This window comes from Bradyrhizobium algeriense (assembly GCF_003062295.1).
GTDB classification, from domain to species: Bacteria; Pseudomonadota; Alphaproteobacteria; order Rhizobiales; family Xanthobacteraceae; genus Bradyrhizobium; species Bradyrhizobium algeriense.
This window is the reverse complement of sequence record NZ_PYCN01000015.1, coordinates 101,902-119,828: the sequence shown is the minus strand read 5'-3', so window position 1 is coordinate 119,828 and position 17,927 is coordinate 101,902. Positions and strand designations below refer to the sequence as shown.

The window sequence follows — 17,927 nt, the reverse complement described above, 5'->3', positions numbered from 1 at the left end:
GTCATGGGGCAACGTCGATGGCGAGCTTCAGCAGATTGGCCGACATCACCGTCTTGGCGCTGTAGTCCTTCCACGCAGTGTCGCGGGCAATATCCCGCCATTTGCTGACGGTCGCCACGTCGAGCTTGCTGACCTTGGCGCCGGCCTTTTCATAGACCTTGGCGACCTCGATATCATCGTCCTGCGCGCCCTTGCGGCCAAACGCTTCCAGTTCGCTGCCCACCGACAGGAGGATGTCCTGCTGGTTCTTGGGCAGCTTGTCGAAGATCGCCTTCGACATCATCAGCGGCTCCAGCATGAACCAGTAGGAGGCGCCGGCGCCTGAGGTCAGCGACTTCGCGATCTCTTCGAGGCGGAACGAGATCAGGCTGGTGGAGGAGGTGATGCCGGCGTCGCAGGCACCCGTCTGCATCGCGGCGTAGATTTCGTTCGACGGCATCGACAGCACGGCGGCACCCGCGGTCTGCAGCACCATGTCCATTTCGCGCGAGCCGCCGCGCACCTTCAACCCCTTGGCGTCTTCCGGGGCAACGATCGGCCTGGAGCGGCTGGCAACGCCACCGGCCTGCCAGATCCAGGTCAAAAGGATGGTGCCCTTGTCGGCGAGAAAGTCGGTCAGCGCCTTGCCGACCGGCTCCTTCTTCCAGCGCAGGCCCTGGTCGTAGGTCGCGACCAGGCCGGGCATCAGGCCGATATTGGTCTCCGGCAATTCACCGCCGGCATACGGCAGCGGGTAGAGACTGATATCGAGTGCGCCTTTGCGCATCGCCGAGAATTGCGCGTTGGTCTTGATCAGCGAGGAGTTCGGATAGACCTCGGCGGCGATCTCGCCGCCTGAGCGCTTGGCGACTTCGGCGGCGAACGTGCGGCACAGCCGGTCGCGGAAGTCGCCCTTGTCGATGGTGCCACCCGGGAACTGGTGCGAGATCTTCAGTGTGGTGGCGGCATGGGCGGTGCCGGTGCCGAAACGAAGGACGGCGGGCGCGGCAAGTGCGGATGCGATGACATGGCGGCGTGTGAGCACGGTTTATCCCCTGCAAATGTTTATTGGGTCGGCGATGCGGACCGGCTTCAGCCCATGTTAGCCGGTCTTGGTCCGAAGTTGCCCTGGTCTGGTCGTTCGAGGCTGCGTGATAGGTTGAGGCAACACGCGACGGCAAGCTAAGATTCCAGCCCTCTGACAAAGCCTGACGCCGTTGCGGTGCACACCCGCGACCAGCCGCTCGCAGAAGCGTCGGTCAATGATACGTCCACCCCCGGGGCACTCGCGGAGCGTTAGCCGCCATCAATTTGCCGTTTCAACTAACCGTGACAACGGCAGAACTTCGGGAAGTGGCCGGTAACAAACCCGGCCGCGGTATCGTCGTTGGGGAAGCGGCAGACGTCGCTATCGAGAAACCAAACTTGAACCCAAAGGACGACAACCCCATGACCACCACGACCCGTATCGGCCTCGGCCTGTCTGCTGCGCTCGTTTCGCTCGGCCTTGCGTTTGCGCCGGCCGTCTTCGCTCAGGACAAGATGGGCAAGGACGACGGCATGAAGAAGGAATCGATGTCCAAGGACGCGATGAAGAAAGACGACGGCATGATGAAGAAGGACGGCATGAAGCACGATGGCATGATGAAAGACGGCATGAAAAAAGACGACGGTATGAAAAAGAACTGAGCCGCGCCGTCATTCCCCGCGACATACGCAAGGCGTTTGCGCAAGGGAGCGATACTTAAACATCGACCCTCGGACGTTCGAGATTCCCCGATGCGCCATCACGCATCGGGGGTCTGGATGCATCTGGGTCTGGCGCTCACGCACCGGCCCGGAATGACGGGAAGGCTTGATCCGTCATCGGCAAGAGACGGTGGCGCGGATCCAGCCCGCTCTCTCTTGCCTACTTCTTCTTGCCCTTGCCTTTGCGCGCGGCGTAACGCGCGTCGCGCTTGGCCTTCTGCTCGGCCTCCAGCGCCGCCTGCCTGGCGGCCTCTTCTTCCTTCTCGCGCGCGATCCTGGCGGCTTCCGCCGCGGCAGCCTCGGCCTCGAGACGCTTCTGTTCGGCCTTTGCCGCTTCCTTGGCCTCCCTCGCCTTGGCCCGGGCGGCGGCCTGGGCTTCGCGCTCGGCCTGACGGCGCTTTACCTCGGGATCGTCGAGTCCCGGCTTGGCGCGAAACTTGTCCAGGATGTTCTGCCGCGCCTGCATCGCGGCTTTCTGGCGGTCCGCGAAGTTCGGTTCCTTGAATCCACTCATAAAAAAAGGCCTTGTCGCTTTCACTCTCGGGGGTTGGACGCGCCACACGCGCGGAATGGCGCCTAGGTAAGTGAACCCGGGGCAAAATGCCAGCGTCGAAATGGGGCCGATAGAGCAGGGGAGACTTGCGTGAACAGCAAATGGCCCAAACTGATGCTGATCAGCGGGATTACGTCAGCCTGGCTGCTCTACGACATGGCAACGGTGTCCGAAGCCCCAAGCCGGGCGCCGGCGATCCTGCAATATGGCCTTCTCGCCTGCGCGCTGATTGGCTTGGTCGGCTCGCTGGCGATGCTCGCTTCGGAAAAGTGACCGCACGATCCTAGAAGCTATCGCGACGGCTACCGGGGCCGAGAACGCGCGCGACCGTCATCGCCGTCATCGCGATCCGATCCGCGGTCCGCTGCGCCTCCAGCCTGTCGCGGGCATTTTCCCTGATCATGGTCTCGATCAGCTCGAGCCGCCTGGTCTCGTCGACCGCTTCCGCCAGCAATTGCTTGTACCTGATGTAGTCGTAGCCCGTTTCCTGCTTGTCCATATCGCACGCCCCGCACACGCGCTCGCCCCGAACGCGCAGTGTCGATCAAGGGTTGTGAGTCCGCAACGGATTTACGCGAGTTATACCCATTTCTGCATCGGTCACGATCCCGCACAAACTCGTGTAATGTGAACCTGTTCACAGGGACCGTGGCGGGTCGTTCCTATCTTCCGGGCTTCCGAAACAGGAGCGACCGCCATGCCCCACAATTGGTGGACCCGCAAATACCTCGTTCTCGCCGCCGCCATCGTCGCGTTGGCCTTCATGGGCTTCGTCGTGCTCGGCGTGTCCTATCCCGAGCCAGCCGCCAGTGCAGCCCTTGGTCCGGACTGGCAGTGCAGCCGGCTGGCCTTCGTCTTCACGACCTGCAGCCGGGCCAAGCATAGCCAGTCCATGCCGGTCCGCCTCGCCAAAATCCCGGTGTGCGGACGGCAGCGGACGTAATAGGGTCGGTCGGAAACGGAGTTGACCGGAACCGGAGCTTCCCATGCAAAAAATGTCTCGCGTTATGGTGGCAGCGTCGGCGGCGGCTCTCGTATTCATGCCGGCCGGCGTCGCGCTGGCGCAGGGCGCGCCGGGCGGGACCGCGCCTGCGGCAACGTCCACTGCCGCGCCGGAAGCCAAGGCTCCTGAAAACAAGGCTCCGGAAAACAAGGCTTCTGAAAACACGGCTCCTGAAAAGGAGAAGGCGGCGCCGAAGAAAAAGAAACCGGCCAAGATGACCCGGCAGCAGGAGATCGACCGTTCGGTCGACCGTGGCACGGTGCCCGCGCGTTACCGGAACTCGGTGCCGAAAGAGTATCATCAGTATATTCCGTTCGATAAGCGGTAGAACGCGGCGGATAGCTGCTCTCGTCATGTCCCGGCGGTGGGGGCATCGGGTACGCTGTGGCGTGCCTACGTCATTGCGTTATGACGGCCCGGCAGAAATTTTGCGGTCTCGCGTGCGGGACACACGCAAGGAATATGCGCACGAATATCGCCCCGTACTCATACGGATTGGCTGCGCGAGCACGGCGCATCTATAACGACGTCGCTTGCAGCGGGGGGCAGGGCGTTCGTCCATCACGACGAACGGCTACCACTGGAGGCCACGAGGCCCGGACTCCTAGGCACTCCGGGCCTCGTCTACTCCTCATCGCATCGGCCGAGCCGCTTTTCGCCGCTCGACCCGCTTCATCGGCACAATCACATCGGAAAAACGCAACGCGGGGCGCGGGTCATCGGGCCTGCGTGCCCACGATCAAAGCGATCCGAGAAATTGCCAGATGATCAATAGCACCACGATCACGAGCATGACGTAGATGATCTTGCGGCAGATCCCGCTCATCGCACTTTCCCTTTTGGCTTCGCGCGCCTGAAAGCCGATGTTGACATTTGGTCGCCAAGGGGGTTGCCGGGACTTCAACACCGGCGATGGACGGCCGGCCAGGCCGGAGGCGCCGCCGTGGATCCCGGGGTTCCAAATTCACCTTAAATTGCCGTTTTGCTCCGACGGCCGGATTTCGGTGCTAAGGGAGCGCCCATGTGGAACGGCTGGAAAAAAGCGGCCATCGGATTGAGCGCGCTGCTCGCCTTCGTCCTCCTGGAGTTGATGGCGGTCATCGGCGGCGTTGCCGTATTCCTGGGCCTTGTCATGGACGTGGATTTGCCGTTCTTCGCGGTCTCCGAAGGAATAGCCGTCCGGACGCCCCTTTAACCCAGCAGCCTGTAGACGATGCTGGTCGATGCGCCGGCCAGGCAGAACGCCAGCGCCATGCACACCAATACCTCGCCGCGATCGAGTTCGGGTGGTGGCGGGCTCAACGGATTCCCTTGCGCTCAGCAGTTTTAATTCAGGAGATAGGAAACGCGTCGAAGGCGCTCGGTTCCCGATTTGGGGGATTCCGGCCCGTTTTGCGTCGTTTCGGTTCCCTTGAAGCCCGGACGCCAGCGCCAGCAATCAGCTGCGGCCATAAAAATCGTTATAATTCAATAGCTTTTTAAATTCTCTTTAAATTAAAAATGAGTTCCTGTTCAGGCCGCACCGCCGCGCGGCCCGAATAGCCGGGCGCCGCCCCAACACCTACCCCAGGGAGACGAGCGCTCGGCTATTGTGGGCCCTCGAGCGTGTCGGCGGCTTTGCCGCTACAGCCGACCGCTTGCCGCCCCCGGCCGACCCGCAGAATCCAGACTATCGGTTTCTTGCGCAACCGATGTCACCCGGCAGCAACAGCCGTGCAGTTTAGGCCACATCCTGGAGGCGAGCTGGAATACGCCTGCTACTCGTGACCGGCGCGACGCACAGTGAGGCGGCACAAGCCGTCACAGCCGATCTGGCGCGCCGCGCCGAGCGTGAAAGTCGAGAACCCGGCCGCGTGCGAAGGGGCCGCGGTCCTGCACCGGGCAGCGGATCTTCTTGCCGTTCTCGAGATTGGTGACGACGAAGATGGTGCCAAACGCCTCGGAAGCACCGCGGCCATTGCGGTGGCGATACCCTGCCATGACGCCAACATTCTGTTGCGGGCGGGCTTGCGCCCGCCGGAGGTTCCAGGCGCAAGTTTCGTTTCGACTTTGGCGCTGGCGTGGCGGAGGTCGGGCAGCATTGCGCCGGGTTGGGTAACCCGAACGATGTTGGGTAACCCCGATGATATCGCGCGGCCAGAATAACACGTGGTAAGCTGCTGCCGTAGCGGACCTGCACGCGCAAGGCGCCCAACGTTCACAGCAATGATCGAGCGCAGCTGCCGTTAGGGAACCGTCAACAAGACACCATTAGCTTCGGATGTTCACACATGCCTTGCGCGCGTAGCGCGGCCAATCTATCACCAGTTGTAAAGGGAAATTGAAGTGCGCCTGCCAGCAAATTCGTTACGGTTGTGTTGTGAAACGAAGCCAGCTGGCTGGAACTTTTCGGCCCGAAAGAGGTTCTGAGTCGGCCTTATTGTGCTCATGTTTTCTACCAACGATGAAAGCTGCATTGAATCATGATTGGGGACGGTCGTGAACCGGAATAACTTCAAATCGATGTCCACGGATGAGCTGTGGGCACTCCACGAAGAAATCGCCTCGAGGCTTGCGGCTTCGCTGCTCGCGGAGAAGCGCGTGCTCGAAAATCGCCTGAAGCAACTCAAGGGTGGCGTCGAAGCCGAGCGCGAGAGTTCGTCGACAGGGAAGCGTCCATATCCAACCGTCGTTCCGAAGTTTCGGAATCCGGACCGGCCGTCTGAGACTTGGGCGGGACGAGGGAAGACGCCGCGTTGGCTTGCTGCAAAATTGAAGTCCGGCAAGCGGATCGACGACTTCCGCATCAGGCAGGTAGCATAAGAAGTCTTTCAGCCGCTCGGTCGCGGTGTACTCGCATTTTGGCCGATCCACGAATTTGGCCAAAGTGAAGCCTGTGGATGCCGCACCGATCTGCTGCGGCTCGCTAGTGCGCGCGAGTTCTCGTCTGTTCGGCGTGGAAAGCCTTCAGGCGTTTCGGCGCCATCGCTGTTGATGTCGATCTGGGATGATGTCGATCCGGAATCAGATGGCGTCACGGTCGCACTTCAGGTTGCCTTGACCTCGATCATGGCTTGGACCTTGGCCCTCGGAATCGAGTGTCCTTGCGATATGCGCTTCCAGGGCTCTGACAATTCCCATCCGCGCAAACAGCATGGGCCCGCGATCCTCGGCGGCATCGATCAGCATCTGGACGGCAAGCCGCCATTCCTGACGATCACGTTCTGGCTGAGGAAGCTTCCGGATGTAGTCGGCGGCGTCTCGCAAGGTTTGCGCAGGCGGTCCCTCCGGGAGTGGGACAGGCTGAGCGAACGGACGATCCCAGGACATGCTGAACTCCCGTCATAGACCCCCGAACGACTCCAGCGTGCAAGGGGCGCGCTGGAACGGTCAACCCGCTTGGGTCGTGTTCCGGAGGAACCGGAAGCCCGGGGATTCGACGCGGAGTCTCGATGTTGGTTCCATTGCCAAGGCTGTTTTGTTCACCGTGGGGTCAGTTCCCCGAGTTCCGCGTGCCGTGCAGGGGCGTCTTGCACTTGCGCGATGAAGATGCAGGCCGGGTTGCAGATTGATCAGTTTTGAAACGCAACGCCGACGAAATCGCCTTGCCGCCAGATCACGCGGCATTCGCGAACGGTGTGAAAATTGTCGAAGCTCAATTCGAAATCCAGCGGCAGCAAATTGAGGGTGTGGAGTTCGATTCCGGCCCCGGAATTCGTCACGTCCTGAACGCGGCAAGTGAGGACACCGCGCTGCGCATCAAAGAACAGCAGCGCGTCTTTCGAGATCGTCGTCCTCGCTATCGATCGGCGTTCGAATTCCATCGGAGCTTCCAACAGTTTTTGCCAAGTCTTGGCGGGTCAGGTCTTGGCAAGTTAGGTCCTGGCAAGTCAGGTCCTGGCAAGTAAAGGCTTAGCGAATTGCGCTCAGGCGGCAATCAGCTTCGGCCTTCTTCGTAAACAATCAATTTTAGTCATCGCATAAACCGTGTTCCACGGGCGGAGCAGCCGCCGTCGGGACAGTATCAGTTGCGGGTTAAGCACAGCTCCGCCTGTTCCGTATGCGGAACTCACAATCAGGCTTGATGCACCGGTGAAAGCCAGCCTCACTTGTTATGCAGAGGGGAATCACATGGGTTTACGTTGGATAGGTGTGCTGGCGCTGTGTCTTGGAACATCAAGCGCCGGATTTGCGGGTGAACAGTCCGGTGTTTTGCGTCGAATTTCGTGTCCTGTCGTGCGCTACTACGTGGCGCAATACAGTGCGTCCGCCGCCGAGCAGTGGGCCCGCGGCAAAGGCGCGAGCGACGCCGAGATCGAAGCAGCCCGGCGCTGCCTGAGGCCCGACACGACGCGAACCGCCAAGGCGGCCCCATCGAGGCCGCTCGCGCTCGGCACCTACGGCTGGTGAATGGCCGGAGAGGCCGCCGCCCTAACGGGTAGCGCGGTCGTCGAAGCGCGCGATTTTCAGTACTGCTGTGGCCGCTGACGCTTGCCAGGCTTGGTCTTCGGCCCGCCGTAATATGGATTGACCACGCATTGGGCGGAGCGGCCCGAGGCCGACGCGGCACACTGCGCCATCGTTTGATAGCGGCACTCGAAATAGAAGTCCGCGATGCCGCCCTGGTAGATCTGCAGGCAAACAGGATAGCTCGGATCGTAGGTCTGGGCGCGGGCAGGTGCGGGCAGGGCAATCGTCGCGGCCAGGATCGTCAAAGCCGTTGCTGTGGCAGGTGCGCGTCGCAACTCCATCCTGATGTCCTCTCAATACCTTGAGCAAGTAGCCCGCATGAGCCCAACGGGTCGCGCGATTGCGCTCCCGGCGACGAGCGCAATTGCGCTCGCGCCGTGATGACAGGCTCCGCGATAGGCGGGGTGCAACCCGGATATCGCTACGCTACGCTTGCCACGAGCCCGTGTTTCAGACTTCCCGATCTTCAAATCCATACTCTCGATAGATGGCGGCGCGATCGGCGTGGGGGTTTAGCCGGCACTTTGCCTGGGCGAGATGCAGGTTAAGGGTCCCGGGCTGACAATTGGCTGCCAGCAATTTCTTGATGTCGTCCATCTGCTGGCGTGATTGCTGGGTCGGTTCGAGTTGCTCAAGCGCGACCAGTGCCGTTGCCAGCGCTTCCGTGACCACCCATTCGTCGTGGCCGGTGATTCCCTTTCTCGGCATGACGACCCGCATCCTTTGTCAGGGGCAACGGAGCAATTTCCGGCCGGTATTATAAGCCCAAACCGCAAATCGTCACCCGTGCCGCTTCAGTTTCTTTGGCCTTAATGCACAAATAGCCGCCTGAGCGGAGCGATGCGCGGCGAAGTCCACGCCACCGGTTCCTCCGCGGCGGCCGGACGAGGCTCTCAATCTCCGGTTGTGTTGTCGGAATTCGGAAAATTTCTTCGGTCAAGCTTGCGTTGCACAACGCATATTTCTTCCGTGGAAGCACGACTCCATCTAACCTGATTCAGCAGAGCGTTTTGAATCGGCCTTGTTATGCTCAGATTATCGGCCGACGATGAGGGCTCAAAACTTTGAATCATGATTGGGGACCGTCATGAACCGGAATGACTTCAAGTCCATGTCCACTGACGAATTGTGGGCGCTCCATGAGGAAATTGCCACCAGGCTTGCGGCGGCACTGACGGCGGAAAAGAGCGTGCTTGAAAACCGCCTGAGGCGACTCCAGCGCGGCATTGAAATTCAACATGCAACTGACGATGCCAAGTCTTCGCATGCCAAGTCTTCGAGTGCCAAGCCGTCTCATGGCAAGTCATCTCATGGCAAGTCGTCTCGCCATGCCAAGTCGTCGACGGAGCGCCGGCCCTATCCCGCTGTGGTTCCGAAATATCGGAATCCGGAGCGGCCATCGGAGACCTGGGCGGGACGCGGCAAGAAGCCCCGCTGGCTGGCCGCACAACTAAAGTCAGGCAAGCGGATCGACGACTTTCGGATCAGGCAGGCCGCATAGGCGATCACTAAAGCCGCGCAGCTTCGGCTTTCTGAACCTGCTTGCGCAGTGCCTGCACCTCGGCCAGCCGTCTGGCGAGCTTTGCGGCCCCTTCGCGGGCGCCCCCTTCACGGATTGGCTTCGTTGAGGCAGACGGATGCCGTTTGGTTCTGCCCTGCGTTGCTCTCGCCGCCATCGTGGTTGCCCCTTCCTGAACTCTCCCCACGTTCACGGTGCTCTCTTGTTGGGTCGTCGGCTAGTGCCGGCCCGACACAGCGCGCGCGAAGATCGATGACGGTTCCACTTTTGGGACGTATAGTGCTATCCGCGCAACATAACGCAACATAAGATGCTTCATCGGCTTCGAATGGCCGCATGACTTTATTAATCAAGATTTTTGCGTTTCAACCGCATTTGCATATCAAACTTGAGGTCATATTTCTTTCCATCCGCACATACGGCATCGTCAACCTCGAACTGCTGATCGTCTTCGTCCATCTCGAACTTGCCGCCGGAACATCCTTCGGCCTGAACCGCAGCGGCGAGCCTTGCGCGTTCGTCCTGGGTAACCTGGCGATCGGCGAGCGCAGGCAGGGCCGATACGGCGAGTATTGCTATCGATGTGATCAAGCGCATGAGCAAGTTTCTCCTGTGGGGCGTGCGGTGAGCGCCTTACGCTGGCAACCGGTTTTCTCATCAGGGCGTTACGCGGACCAGCACGCACAACTCGAATGCCAGCGACCGGCAAACGTTCCGCAAATACCGGCAACCCGCTGGCAGAAATCCAGTCGGCTTCCAGATCCGACGGCCCGGTTTCATCGGCATGGAAGGTGGCGATCCCAGCAGGATTCGAACCTGCAACCCACGGAGTAGAAATCCGTTACTCTATCCAGTTGAGCTATGGGACCGTCCGGGCGGTAGCCGCCCTAGGTATCCGCCCTGTATAGGCCTTCCTTATCTAGCACTGCCAATATGAAAAATCCGCTTTCCCGCCAAGACGGTCGAACCGATTTCTTTGGGGTCGCGACTAAGGCAGACGCGGGCTAAAGCCAGTGGTCCGCCCCTGATATTATAAAGCCAGCCGCCGGCACTTCCGCCAGGCGGTGCGGCCGGGACCGTTTGGACTGCCAGCGCCATGCATGTGACCTTTTCGCAAGCCGAATCCACTGCCATCAGTCCGTCACCTTTTCGCGCACTTTTTGACGTTACGCGGCTGATGTCCGCGGCAAGGAGCCCATCATGATCGGTTTGGTTCGCGCCACAGTGATTTGCGCCACGCTGGCGCTTGGCCTGACGGCGGCAGGGGCCGCGGACAAGGCGTTCAAGCGCGACGAACTGGCCGATTCGGCCGTCAAGCTGGAAGCCCAGATCAAGAGCGAGGCAGGGCCGGTCGCCAAATCCTCCACGACGCTCCGCAACGACGCCGACGCCGCCTTCAAGCGGTCCGACTTTCGGGTGGGTTTGCAGATCCTCGGCCAGATCGCCGCCACCACGCCCGAGGACAGCGCCAACTGGCTAAAACTCGCCAAAACCATCTTCCAGATCCGCTCCGCCAGTTCCAGCGAACAGACCTTCCTGTACGAGCGCGCCTCGACCGCGGCCTACATCGCCTATCAGCGCGCCGGCAACCAGGCCGAGGAGGCCGATGCGCTGGCCGTGCTGGCCCGGGCGATGTCCGAGCGCAAGCTGTGGCGTCCGGCGCTGGATGCGTTGCGGCTGTCGCTCGACATGCGCGAGGTCGCCGAGGTTCGCGGCCAGTATGAGAAGATGCGCGACCAGCACGGTTTCCGGCTCTTGGACTACACCGTCGATTCCGACGGGGCTTCGCCGCGCGCCTGCTTCCAGTTCTCCGAGGACCTCGCCAAGCGGGTCGATTTCGCGCCGTTCCTGGCGCTGGCCGGCATCGACAAGCCGGCGCTGACCAGCGAGGGCAAGCAGCTCTGCGTCGACGGGCTGAAGCACGGCGAGCGCTACAACATCAACCTGCGCGCCGGCCTGCCGTCCACGGTTAAGGAATCCTTACCGAAATCGGCCGAGTTCAACATCTACGTCCGCGACCGCAAGCCGTTCGTGCGCTTCACGGGCCGCGCCTATGTGCTGCCGCGCACCGGCCAACGCGGCATTCCGCTGGTCAGCGTCAATACGCCCTCGGTGAACGTCAACGTGTTCCGGATCGGCGACCGTAACCTGATCAACACGGTGGTGGACAGCGATTTCCAGAAGACGCTCTCCAGCTACCAACTCTCGGATCTGGGCAACGAGCGCGGCGTCAAGGTCTGGTCGGGCGAACTTGCGACCGCTTCCACGCTGAACCAGGACGTCGTGACGGCGTTCCCGGTCGACCAGGCGCTGGGTGACCTGCAGCCCGGCGTCTATGTGATGACGGCGTCGGCCAAGGGCCCCGGCAGCGGCGGCGACGATGACGGCACGCTGGCGACGCAATGGTTCATCGTCTCCGACATGGGCCTGACGGCGTTTTCCGGCAATGACGGCGTCCATGTGTTTGTCAATTCGCTGGCCTCGACCGAGGCCGTCGCGAAGGCCGAGGTGCGGCTGGTTGCGCGCAACAACGAGATCCTTGCCACGCGCAAGACCGACGATGCCGGCCACGTGCTGTTCGAGGCCGGCCTGGCGCGCGGCGAGGGCGGGCTTTCGCCGGCGCTGCTCACGGTCATGAGCGACAAGGCGGACTACGCCTTCCTCAGCCTGAAGACCAATGCCTTCGACCTCACCGACCGCGGCGTCTCGGGCCGCGTGGTGCCGGCAGGCGCCGACGCCTTCGTCTATGCCGAGCGAGGCGTCTACCGCTCGAACGAGACCGTCTATCTGACCGCGCTGCTGCGCAACGGGCAGGGCAACGCGATGGCCGGCGGGCCGCTGACGCTGGTGATCGAGCGGCCCGATGGCGTCGAATTCCGCCGTGCCGTGCTGCCGGATCAGGGCGCAGGCGGACGCTCTCTTGTCCTGCCGCTCAATTCGGCGGTCCCGACCGGGACCTGGCGGGTGCGCGCGTTTACCGATCCCAAGGGCTCGTCCGTCGGCGAAACCACCTTCATGGTCGAGGACTACATCCCCGAGCGGATCGAATTCGACGTCTCGGCCAAGGAGAAGATGATCAAGGCTGAGACTCCGGTTGAACTGAAGGTCGCCGGCAAATTCCTTTATGGCGCCCCGGCCTCGGGTCTGCAGCTCGAAGGCGACATGCTGGTCGCCCCCGCAGCCTCCGGGCGACCGGGCTATCCCGGCTACCAGTTCGGCGTGGGGGACGACGAGACCGCCAGCAACGAGCGCACCCCGATCGAGAATCTGCCCGAGGCCGACGCCAATGGGGTTGCGACGTTCCCGGTGTCGCTTGCCAAGGCGCCGACCTCGACCCGTCCGCAGGAAGCACAGATCTTCATCCGCATGGTGGAGACCGGCGGCCGCGCCGTCGAGCGCAAGCTGGTGCTGCCCGTGGCGCCGCAGGCGGCGCTGATCGGCATCAAGCCGCTATTCGCTGACAAGAGTGTGGCCGAAGGCGACAAGGCCGAGTTCGACGTCGTGTTCGTCGGTCCCGACGGCAAGCAACTGCCGCGCGATGGCCTGCGCTACGAACTCCTGAAGATGGAGTCGCGCTATCAATGGTATCGCCAAAACTCGTCCTGGGAATATGAGCCGGTCAAATCGACCAAGCGCGTCGCCGACGGCGACCTGACGCTTGCAGCCGACAAGGCGGCGCGGGTGTCGCTCGCGCCGCAGCCGGGCCGCTATCGCCTCGACGTCAAATCGACCGAAGCGGACGGGCCGGTCACGTCGGTGCAATTCGACGTCGGCTGGTACTCCGACGGCAGCGCCGATACGCCTGATCTGTTGGAAACCTCGGTCGACAAGCCGGAATACGCCTCCGGCGATACCATGGTGGTGTCGGTCAACGCCCGCACCGCCGGCAAGCTCACCATCAACGTGCTCGGCGACCGCCTGCTGACGACGCAGACCGTCGACGTCAAGGAAGGCACCCAGCAGGTTAGGCTTACCGTCGGCAAGGACTGGGGCACGGGCGCCTATGTGCTGGCGACGCTGCGGCGTCCGCTCGATGCGGCAGCGCTGCGGATGCCGGGACGGGCGATCGGGCTGAAGTGGTTCGGGATCGACAAGAAGACGCGCACGCTGCAGGTCGCGCTGTCGCCGCCGCCGCTGGTGCGGCCCGGCACAGCGCTCAAGATCCCGGTCAAACTCGGCGGGCTCAATCCCGGCGAGGACGCCAAGATCGTGGTTGCCGCGGTCGATGTCGGCATTCTCAACCTGACCAATTACAAGCCGCCGGCGCCTGATGATTACTATCTCGGCCAGCGCCGCCTGACGTCCGAGATCCGCGATCTTTATGGGCAATTGATCGACGGCATGCAGGGCACGCGCGGCCAGATCCGGACCGGCGGCGATTCCGCCGGCGCCGAGCTGAAGGGCTCACCGCCCACGCAAAAGCCTTTGGCGCTCTATTCGGGGATCGTCACGGTCGGCGCCGACGGCACCGCGGAAATCAGTTTTGATATTCCGGAGTTTGCCGGCACGGCCCGCGTCATGGCGGTGGCGTGGAATTCGACCAAGCTCGGCCGCGCCACCATCGACGTCACGGTACGCGATCCCGTGGTGTTGACGGCGACGCTGCCGCGCTTCCTGCTCAACGGCGACAAGGGCACCATGAGTTTCGACCTCGACAATGTCGAGGGCGCGCCCGGCGACTACAGCATCAGCGTGAAAACGTCGGGGCCGGTGAAGGTGACGAGCAATCCGACCACCACGGTGAAGCTTGCCGCCAAGCAGCGGACCTCGATGTCGCTGGCGCTCGACGCCGGCGGCGCCGGCACCGCCAATCTCGACGTCGACATCAAGGGCCCGAACGGGCTGACGCTGGCGCGGCACTATGCGCTTGACGTCAAGGCGGCGACGCAGGTGCTGGCGCGGCGCTCGATCCGGACGTTGGCAAAAGGCGAGAGCCTGACGCTGACGCCGGACATGTTCTCCGACCTGGTGTCCGGCACCGGCAGCGTGTCGCTGTCGGTGGGTCTCTCCACCGCGCTCGATGCGGCGACCATTTTGAAGGCGCTGGATCGCTATCCGCACGGCTGTTCCGAGCAGATCACCAGCCGCGCCATGCCGCTGCTCTATGTCAATGATCTCGCGGCGGGTGCGCATCTGGCGATGGATACCGCAGTTGACCAGCGCATCAAGGACGCGATCGAGCGGCTGCTGGCCCGCCAGGGCTCGAACGGCTCGTTCGGCCTGTGGTCGGCCGGCGGCGACGATTCCTGGCTCGATGCCTACGTGACGGATTTCCTGACCCGCGCCCGCGAAAAGGGCTTTGCGGTGCCGGATGTGCTGTTCAAGAACGCGCTCGACCGTATCCGTAACTCGGTGGTCAACGCCAACGAGCCGGAAAAGGACGGCGGTCGCGATCTCGCCTATGGCCTCTACGTGCTCGCCCGCAATGGCGCAGCCCCGATCGGCGACCTCCGCTATCTCGCCGACACCAAGCTCTCCAATCTCGCCACGCCAATCGCGAAATCGCAGCTCGCGGCGGCGCTGGCCCTGGTTGGCGACAAGACGCGGGCAGAGCGGGTCTATGGCGCGGCGCTTGATGCGCTGGCACCCAAACCCGTGCTCGAGTTCGGGCGCGTGGACTACGGCTCGGCGCTGCGCGATGCGGCGGCGTTGGTGTCGCTCGCCAGCGAAGGCAACGCGCCGCGGGCGACGCTGACGCAAGCCGTTCAGCGGGTCGAAGTGGCGCGGGGGCTTTCGCCCTACACCTCGACGCAGGAGAATGCCTGGCTGGTGCTGGCCGCGCGCGCGCTATCAAAGGAGACACTGGCGCTGGATATCGATGGGTCGCCCGTCAAGGCCGCGGTCTATCGCAGCTACAAGGCCGAGGCGGTGGCCGGCAAGCCGGTCAAGATCACCAACACCGGCGATGCGCCGGTGCAGGCGGTGGTCTCGGTCTCGGGTTCGCCGGTTAGCCCGGAGCCCGCGGCGTCGAACGGCTTCAAGATCGAGCGCAATTACTTCACGCTCGATGGCAAGCCGGCCGATGTCAGCAAGGCCAAGCAGAACGATCGCTTCGCGGTGGTGTTGAAGATCACCGAGACCAAGCCGGAATACGGGCACATCATGGTGGCCGATTATCTCCCTGCCGGCCTCGAGATCGACAACCCGCATCTGGTGTCGTCGGGCGATAGCGGCACGCTGGACTGGATCGAGGACGGCGAGGAGCCGGAACATACCGAGTTCCGCGATGACCGCTTCACGGCAGCCATCGACCGCGCCAGCGACGACAAGTCGGTGTTCACGGTCGCCTACATCGTGCGTGCGGTTTCTCCCGGCAAATACGTGCTGCCGCAGGCCTATGTCGAGGACATGTACAACCCCTCGCGCTACGGCCGCACCGGCACCGGCTCGGTCGAGGTGCGTCCGGCGAAATGAGTGAGGCAGGCAACCATAGTTCATCGTCATGCCCGGGCTTGTCCCGGGCATCCACGACTGTTGTGGCTGACGAGAAAGACGTGGATGGCCGGGACAAGCCCGGCCATGACAGTGGTGGTGGCTGGCGGCGCCTCGTTCGTTTGGCCGCAATCGTTTCAGTCGTAATCGCGGTTATCGGCAGCAGCTTCGCCGCCTGGGTTGTCTCGCTCGGGCCGTTGCCGCTGGAGGAGGCGCAAAAAATCTCCACCACCATCGTCGACCGCAACGGCAAATTGCTCCGCGCCTATGCGATGGCGGATGGCCGCTGGCGGCTGCCGGTCGATGCGAAGAGCGCGGTCGATCCCGGATATCTCAAACTGCTGCTGGCATATGAAGACCGCCGGTTCTGGTCGCATGGCGGCGTCGATCCGCTGGCGCTCGGACGCGCGGCGCTTCAATTCGGCAGCAGCGGCCACATCGTCTCCGGCGGCTCGACCATTACGATGCAGCTGGCGCGGCTGATCGAGCCGCGGCGCGAGCGCTCGGTGTACGCAAAGCTGCGCCAGATGGTGCGCGCGGTCCAGCTCGAGCGGCAACTGAGCAAGGACGAAATTCTCGATCTCTATCTGGCGCTGGCGCCGTTCGGCGGCAATCTCGAAGGCATCCGCGCCGCATCCATCGCCTATTTCGGCAAGGAACCGAAGCGGCTGACGCTTGCTGAAGGCGCATTATTGGTCGCGCTGCCGCAATCGCCGGAACGCCGTCGGCTCGACCGTCATCCACAAGCCGCCCACGCCGCGCGCGACCGCGTGCTGGCACGGATGGTTGAGGATGGCGTGGTGTCGAAAGAGGACGCGGCGCAGGCGAGGGCTGTGGCGGTGCCGCGGCTGCGCAAGCCGATGCCAATCCTGGCGCCGCATTCCTCCGACGCCGCGATGGCGACGGTAAAGGATACTCGGCTGATCAAGCTCACGCTGGATTCGGCCTTGCAGAAAACGCTGGAGGCGCTGGCGCGCGACCGTGCCGTAGCGCAAGGGCCGAACATTTCGGTCGCCATCATCGCGGTCGACAATGAAAGCGGCGACGTGCTGGCGCGCGTCGGCTCGTCGGATTATTTCGACGAGCGGCGCGCCGGGCAGGTCGACATGACCCGCGCGGTGCGCTCGCCGGGCTCGACGCTGAAACCGTTCATCTACGGCCTCGCCTTCGAGGACGGCTTTGTCCATCCGGAAAGCCTGATCGACGACCGGCCCATTCGCTTCGGCTCCTACGCGCCGGAAAATTTCGACATGACGTTCCAGGGCACGGTGCCGGTGCGCAAGGCGCTGCAGCTCTCGCTGAACGTGCCGGCGATTGCGCTGCTCGACCGCGTCGGCTCCAGCCGGCTGTCGTCGCGGCTGAAGCAGGCCGGCGGCAATTTGGTGCTGCCGAAGGATGAGGCGCCGGGCCTTGCGATGGGCCTTGGCGGCGTCGGCGTCACCTTGCAGGACCTGGCGCAGCTCTACACTGGGTTGGCACGGCTTGGCGCGGCGCGGCCGCTGCGCGAGGTCATGCTGGCGCAAGAAAAAGATAAGGACGATCGGGAGCCGCTGCGGCTGATGGACCAGGTCGCGGCCTGGCAGGTCGGCAACGTGCTGCTCGGAACGCCGCCGCCGGAAAACGGCGTCCACAACAGAATCGCGTTCAAGACCGGCACCAGCTACGGCTATCGCGATGCGTGGTCGGTCGGCTTCGATGGCCGCCTCACGATCGGCGTGTGGGTCGGGCGGCCCGACGGCGCGCCGGTGCCGGGCCTGGTCGGCCGCACCGCCGCAGCCCCGATCCTGTTCGACGCGTTTGCGCGCACCGGAAAGATTCCGGCGGCGCTGCCGAAGCCGCCGAAGGGGGCGCTGATCGCCAGCAACGCCAAACTGCCGCTGCCGCTGCGGCGCTTCCGTCCCGTCGGCGAACTGATCCGGACCGGCAGCGATCAGGTGCCGCGGATCCAGTTTCCGCTGAACGGCTCGCGGATCGACGTCGACCGTTCAGGCGGCGGGCAGGCCGCGCCGATGCCGGTCAAGGTGGCCGGCGGCGTGCTGCCGCTGACCATCATGCTGAACGGCACCTCGGTCGGCGAAATCGACAGCCGGCGCCAGCGCCTGGTCGATCCGCCCGGGCCGGGCTTTGCCCGATTGACCGTGATCGACGCGACGGGGGCGGCCGATACCGTTGTGATCCGGGTACAGTAAGGAAAAAGCGCTTGGGGACAGTCGGATAGGGCGAATCTGTGGTGTTGTTTGCAG

The 17,927-nt window shown here is 63.2% G+C and carries 19 protein-coding genes and 1 tRNA gene; 10 read left to right on the top strand and 10 right to left on the bottom strand.

Translation table 11 applies throughout. From position 1 onward, the window contains the following. Position 1: 1 nt before the first annotated feature. Entirely contained in the window at positions 2-1,024 is a 1,023-nt protein-coding gene (locus tag C7G61_RS25650; protein WP_108519463.1) for a TRAP transporter substrate-binding protein, read from the bottom strand. A 404-nt stretch (positions 1,025-1,428) separates the two neighbouring features. Here C7G61_RS25650 and C7G61_RS25645 point away from each other — a divergent pair, with 404 nt between their 5' ends. Beyond that, on the top strand, positions 1,429-1,668 hold the full coding sequence (locus C7G61_RS25645) for a pentapeptide MXKDX repeat protein (protein WP_108519462.1): 240 nt from the start codon (positions 1,429-1,431) through the stop codon (positions 1,666-1,668). Between the two features lie 220 nt (positions 1,669-1,888). Here the strand turns inward: C7G61_RS25645 and C7G61_RS25640 are convergent, their stop codons facing one another. Next, on the bottom strand, positions 1,889-2,242 hold the full coding sequence (locus tag C7G61_RS25640) for a DUF6481 family protein (RefSeq protein WP_108519461.1): 354 nt from the start codon (positions 2,240-2,242) through the stop codon (positions 1,889-1,891). A gap of 129 nt (positions 2,243-2,371) precedes the next feature. Here C7G61_RS25640 and C7G61_RS25635 point away from each other — a divergent pair, with 129 nt between their 5' ends. Next, a complete protein-coding gene (locus C7G61_RS25635; protein WP_108519460.1) occupies positions 2,372-2,554 on the top strand; it encodes a hypothetical protein in 183 nt (60 codons plus the stop codon). A gap of 10 nt (positions 2,555-2,564) precedes the next feature. On the opposite strand, the gene C7G61_RS25630 is transcribed toward C7G61_RS25635, so the two are convergent. Beyond that, positions 2,565-2,780 carry a hypothetical protein gene (locus tag C7G61_RS25630; RefSeq protein WP_108519459.1) on the bottom strand — a complete coding sequence of 72 codons (216 nt, stop codon included), beginning with the start codon at positions 2,778-2,780 and terminating at the stop codon, positions 2,565-2,567. 198 nt (positions 2,781-2,978) lie between these two features. Here C7G61_RS25630 and C7G61_RS25625 point away from each other — a divergent pair, with 198 nt between their 5' ends. From C7G61_RS25625 to C7G61_RS44855, 3 genes are all read left to right on the top strand, one after another. Continuing rightward, entirely contained in the window at positions 2,979-3,224 is a 246-nt protein-coding gene (locus C7G61_RS25625; protein WP_108519458.1) for a hypothetical protein, read from the top strand. 97 nt (positions 3,225-3,321) lie between these two features. Continuing rightward, entirely contained in the window at positions 3,322-3,612 is a 291-nt protein-coding gene (locus tag C7G61_RS25620) for a hypothetical protein (RefSeq protein WP_338026112.1), read from the top strand. A gap of 693 nt (positions 3,613-4,305) precedes the next feature. Then, entirely contained in the window at positions 4,306-4,479 is a 174-nt protein-coding gene (locus C7G61_RS44855) for a hypothetical protein (RefSeq protein WP_190241972.1), read from the top strand. Between the two features lie 605 nt (positions 4,480-5,084). Here C7G61_RS44855 and C7G61_RS25615 read toward each other — a convergent pair. Beyond that, on the bottom strand, positions 5,085-5,264 hold the full coding sequence (locus tag C7G61_RS25615) for an RlpA-like double-psi beta-barrel domain-containing protein (protein ID WP_108519456.1): 180 nt from the start codon (positions 5,262-5,264) through the stop codon (positions 5,085-5,087). Between the two features lie 498 nt (positions 5,265-5,762). Here C7G61_RS25615 and C7G61_RS25610 point away from each other — a divergent pair, with 498 nt between their 5' ends. Then, the gene (locus C7G61_RS25610; RefSeq protein WP_244608466.1) at positions 5,763-6,086 is read left to right on the top strand and encodes an H-NS histone family protein; all 324 of its coding nucleotides are present in this window, start codon (positions 5,763-5,765) and stop codon (positions 6,084-6,086) included. 201 nt (positions 6,087-6,287) lie between these two features. Here C7G61_RS25610 and C7G61_RS44045 read toward each other — a convergent pair whose 3' ends face one another. Continuing rightward, positions 6,288-6,530, bottom strand: a complete 243-nt coding sequence (locus C7G61_RS44045) for a hypothetical protein (protein WP_145963689.1) — start codon at positions 6,528-6,530, stop codon at positions 6,288-6,290. 305 nt (positions 6,531-6,835) lie between these two features. Continuing rightward, a complete protein-coding gene (locus C7G61_RS47515) occupies positions 6,836-7,087 on the bottom strand; it encodes a PilZ domain-containing protein (protein ID WP_108519453.1) in 252 nt (83 codons plus the stop codon). A gap of 307 nt (positions 7,088-7,394) precedes the next feature. On the opposite strand from C7G61_RS47515, the gene C7G61_RS25595 reads away from it, so the two are divergent. Further along, complete coding sequence (locus C7G61_RS25595; protein ID WP_108519452.1) at positions 7,395-7,673, top strand: hypothetical protein; 279 nt, start codon at positions 7,395-7,397, stop codon at positions 7,671-7,673. A 56-nt stretch (positions 7,674-7,729) separates the two neighbouring features. On the opposite strand, the gene C7G61_RS25590 is transcribed toward C7G61_RS25595, so the two are convergent. Beyond that, positions 7,730-8,014, bottom strand: coding sequence for a DUF3551 domain-containing protein (locus tag C7G61_RS25590; protein ID WP_108519451.1), 285 nt, complete (start codon positions 8,012-8,014; stop codon positions 7,730-7,732). A 169-nt stretch (positions 8,015-8,183) separates the two neighbouring features. After that, complete coding sequence (locus tag C7G61_RS25585; protein ID WP_108519525.1) at positions 8,184-8,441, bottom strand: hypothetical protein; 258 nt, start codon at positions 8,439-8,441, stop codon at positions 8,184-8,186. Positions 8,442-8,820: 379 nt separating this feature from the next. Here C7G61_RS25585 and C7G61_RS25580 point away from each other — a divergent pair, with 379 nt between their 5' ends. After that, positions 8,821-9,234, top strand: a complete 414-nt coding sequence (locus C7G61_RS25580; protein WP_108519450.1) for an H-NS histone family protein — start codon at positions 8,821-8,823, stop codon at positions 9,232-9,234. A gap of 363 nt (positions 9,235-9,597) precedes the next feature. Here C7G61_RS25580 and C7G61_RS25575 read toward each other — a convergent pair whose 3' ends face one another. Beyond that, positions 9,598-9,849, bottom strand: coding sequence for a PepSY domain-containing protein (locus tag C7G61_RS25575; RefSeq protein WP_108519449.1), 252 nt, complete (start codon positions 9,847-9,849; stop codon positions 9,598-9,600). Positions 9,850-10,044: 195 nt separating this feature from the next. Further along, positions 10,045-10,121: transfer RNA gene (locus C7G61_RS25570), tRNA-Arg, on the bottom strand. A 331-nt stretch (positions 10,122-10,452) separates the two neighbouring features. Between C7G61_RS25570 and C7G61_RS25565 the strand changes: the two genes are divergently transcribed. Together C7G61_RS25565 and pbpC are read left to right on the top strand one after the other, a co-directional pair. Beyond that, positions 10,453-15,666 (top strand): alpha-2-macroglobulin family protein, encoded by a 5,214-nt coding sequence (locus C7G61_RS25565; protein WP_108519448.1) that lies wholly within the window; start codon positions 10,453-10,455, stop codon positions 15,664-15,666. After that, positions 15,663-17,873: a penicillin-binding protein 1C gene (pbpC, locus tag C7G61_RS25560; protein ID WP_108519447.1), complete on the top strand. Its 2,211-nt coding sequence runs from the start codon at positions 15,663-15,665 to the stop codon at positions 17,871-17,873. The genes C7G61_RS25565 and pbpC overlap by 4 nt, the downstream gene beginning before the upstream one ends. The last annotated feature ends 54 nt before the right edge of the window (positions 17,874-17,927 follow it).

Coding starts and splice junctions, on each gene's coding strand:
- C7G61_RS25645 (WP_108519462.1), top strand. CDS start 1,429: ATGACCACCACGACCCGTATCGGCCTCGGCCTGTCTGCTGCGCTCGTT.
- C7G61_RS25640 (WP_108519461.1), bottom strand. CDS start 2,242: ATGAGTGGATTCAAGGAACCGAACTTCGCGGACCGCCAGAAAGCCGCG.
- C7G61_RS25630 (WP_108519459.1), bottom strand. CDS start 2,780: ATGGACAAGCAGGAAACGGGCTACGACTACATCAGGTACAAGCAATTG.
- C7G61_RS25625 (WP_108519458.1), top strand. CDS start 2,979: ATGCCCCACAATTGGTGGACCCGCAAATACCTCGTTCTCGCCGCCGCC.
- C7G61_RS25620 (WP_338026112.1), top strand. CDS start 3,322: ATGCCGGCCGGCGTCGCGCTGGCGCAGGGCGCGCCGGGCGGGACCGCG.
- C7G61_RS44855 (WP_190241972.1), top strand. CDS start 4,306: ATGTGGAACGGCTGGAAAAAAGCGGCCATCGGATTGAGCGCGCTGCTC.
- C7G61_RS25615 (WP_108519456.1), bottom strand. CDS start 5,264: ATGGCAGGGTATCGCCACCGCAATGGCCGCGGTGCTTCCGAGGCGTTT.
- C7G61_RS47515 (WP_108519453.1), bottom strand. CDS start 7,087: ATGGAATTCGAACGCCGATCGATAGCGAGGACGACGATCTCGAAAGAC.
- C7G61_RS25595 (WP_108519452.1), top strand. CDS start 7,395: ATGGGTTTACGTTGGATAGGTGTGCTGGCGCTGTGTCTTGGAACATCA.
- C7G61_RS25590 (WP_108519451.1), bottom strand. CDS start 8,014: ATGGAGTTGCGACGCGCACCTGCCACAGCAACGGCTTTGACGATCCTG.
- C7G61_RS25585 (WP_108519525.1), bottom strand. CDS start 8,441: ATGCCGAGAAAGGGAATCACCGGCCACGACGAATGGGTGGTCACGGAA.
- C7G61_RS25580 (WP_108519450.1), top strand. CDS start 8,821: ATGAACCGGAATGACTTCAAGTCCATGTCCACTGACGAATTGTGGGCG.
- C7G61_RS25575 (WP_108519449.1), bottom strand. CDS start 9,849: ATGCGCTTGATCACATCGATAGCAATACTCGCCGTATCGGCCCTGCCT.
- C7G61_RS25565 (WP_108519448.1), top strand. CDS start 10,453: ATGATCGGTTTGGTTCGCGCCACAGTGATTTGCGCCACGCTGGCGCTT.
- pbpC (WP_108519447.1), top strand. CDS start 15,663: ATGAGTGAGGCAGGCAACCATAGTTCATCGTCATGCCCGGGCTTGTCC.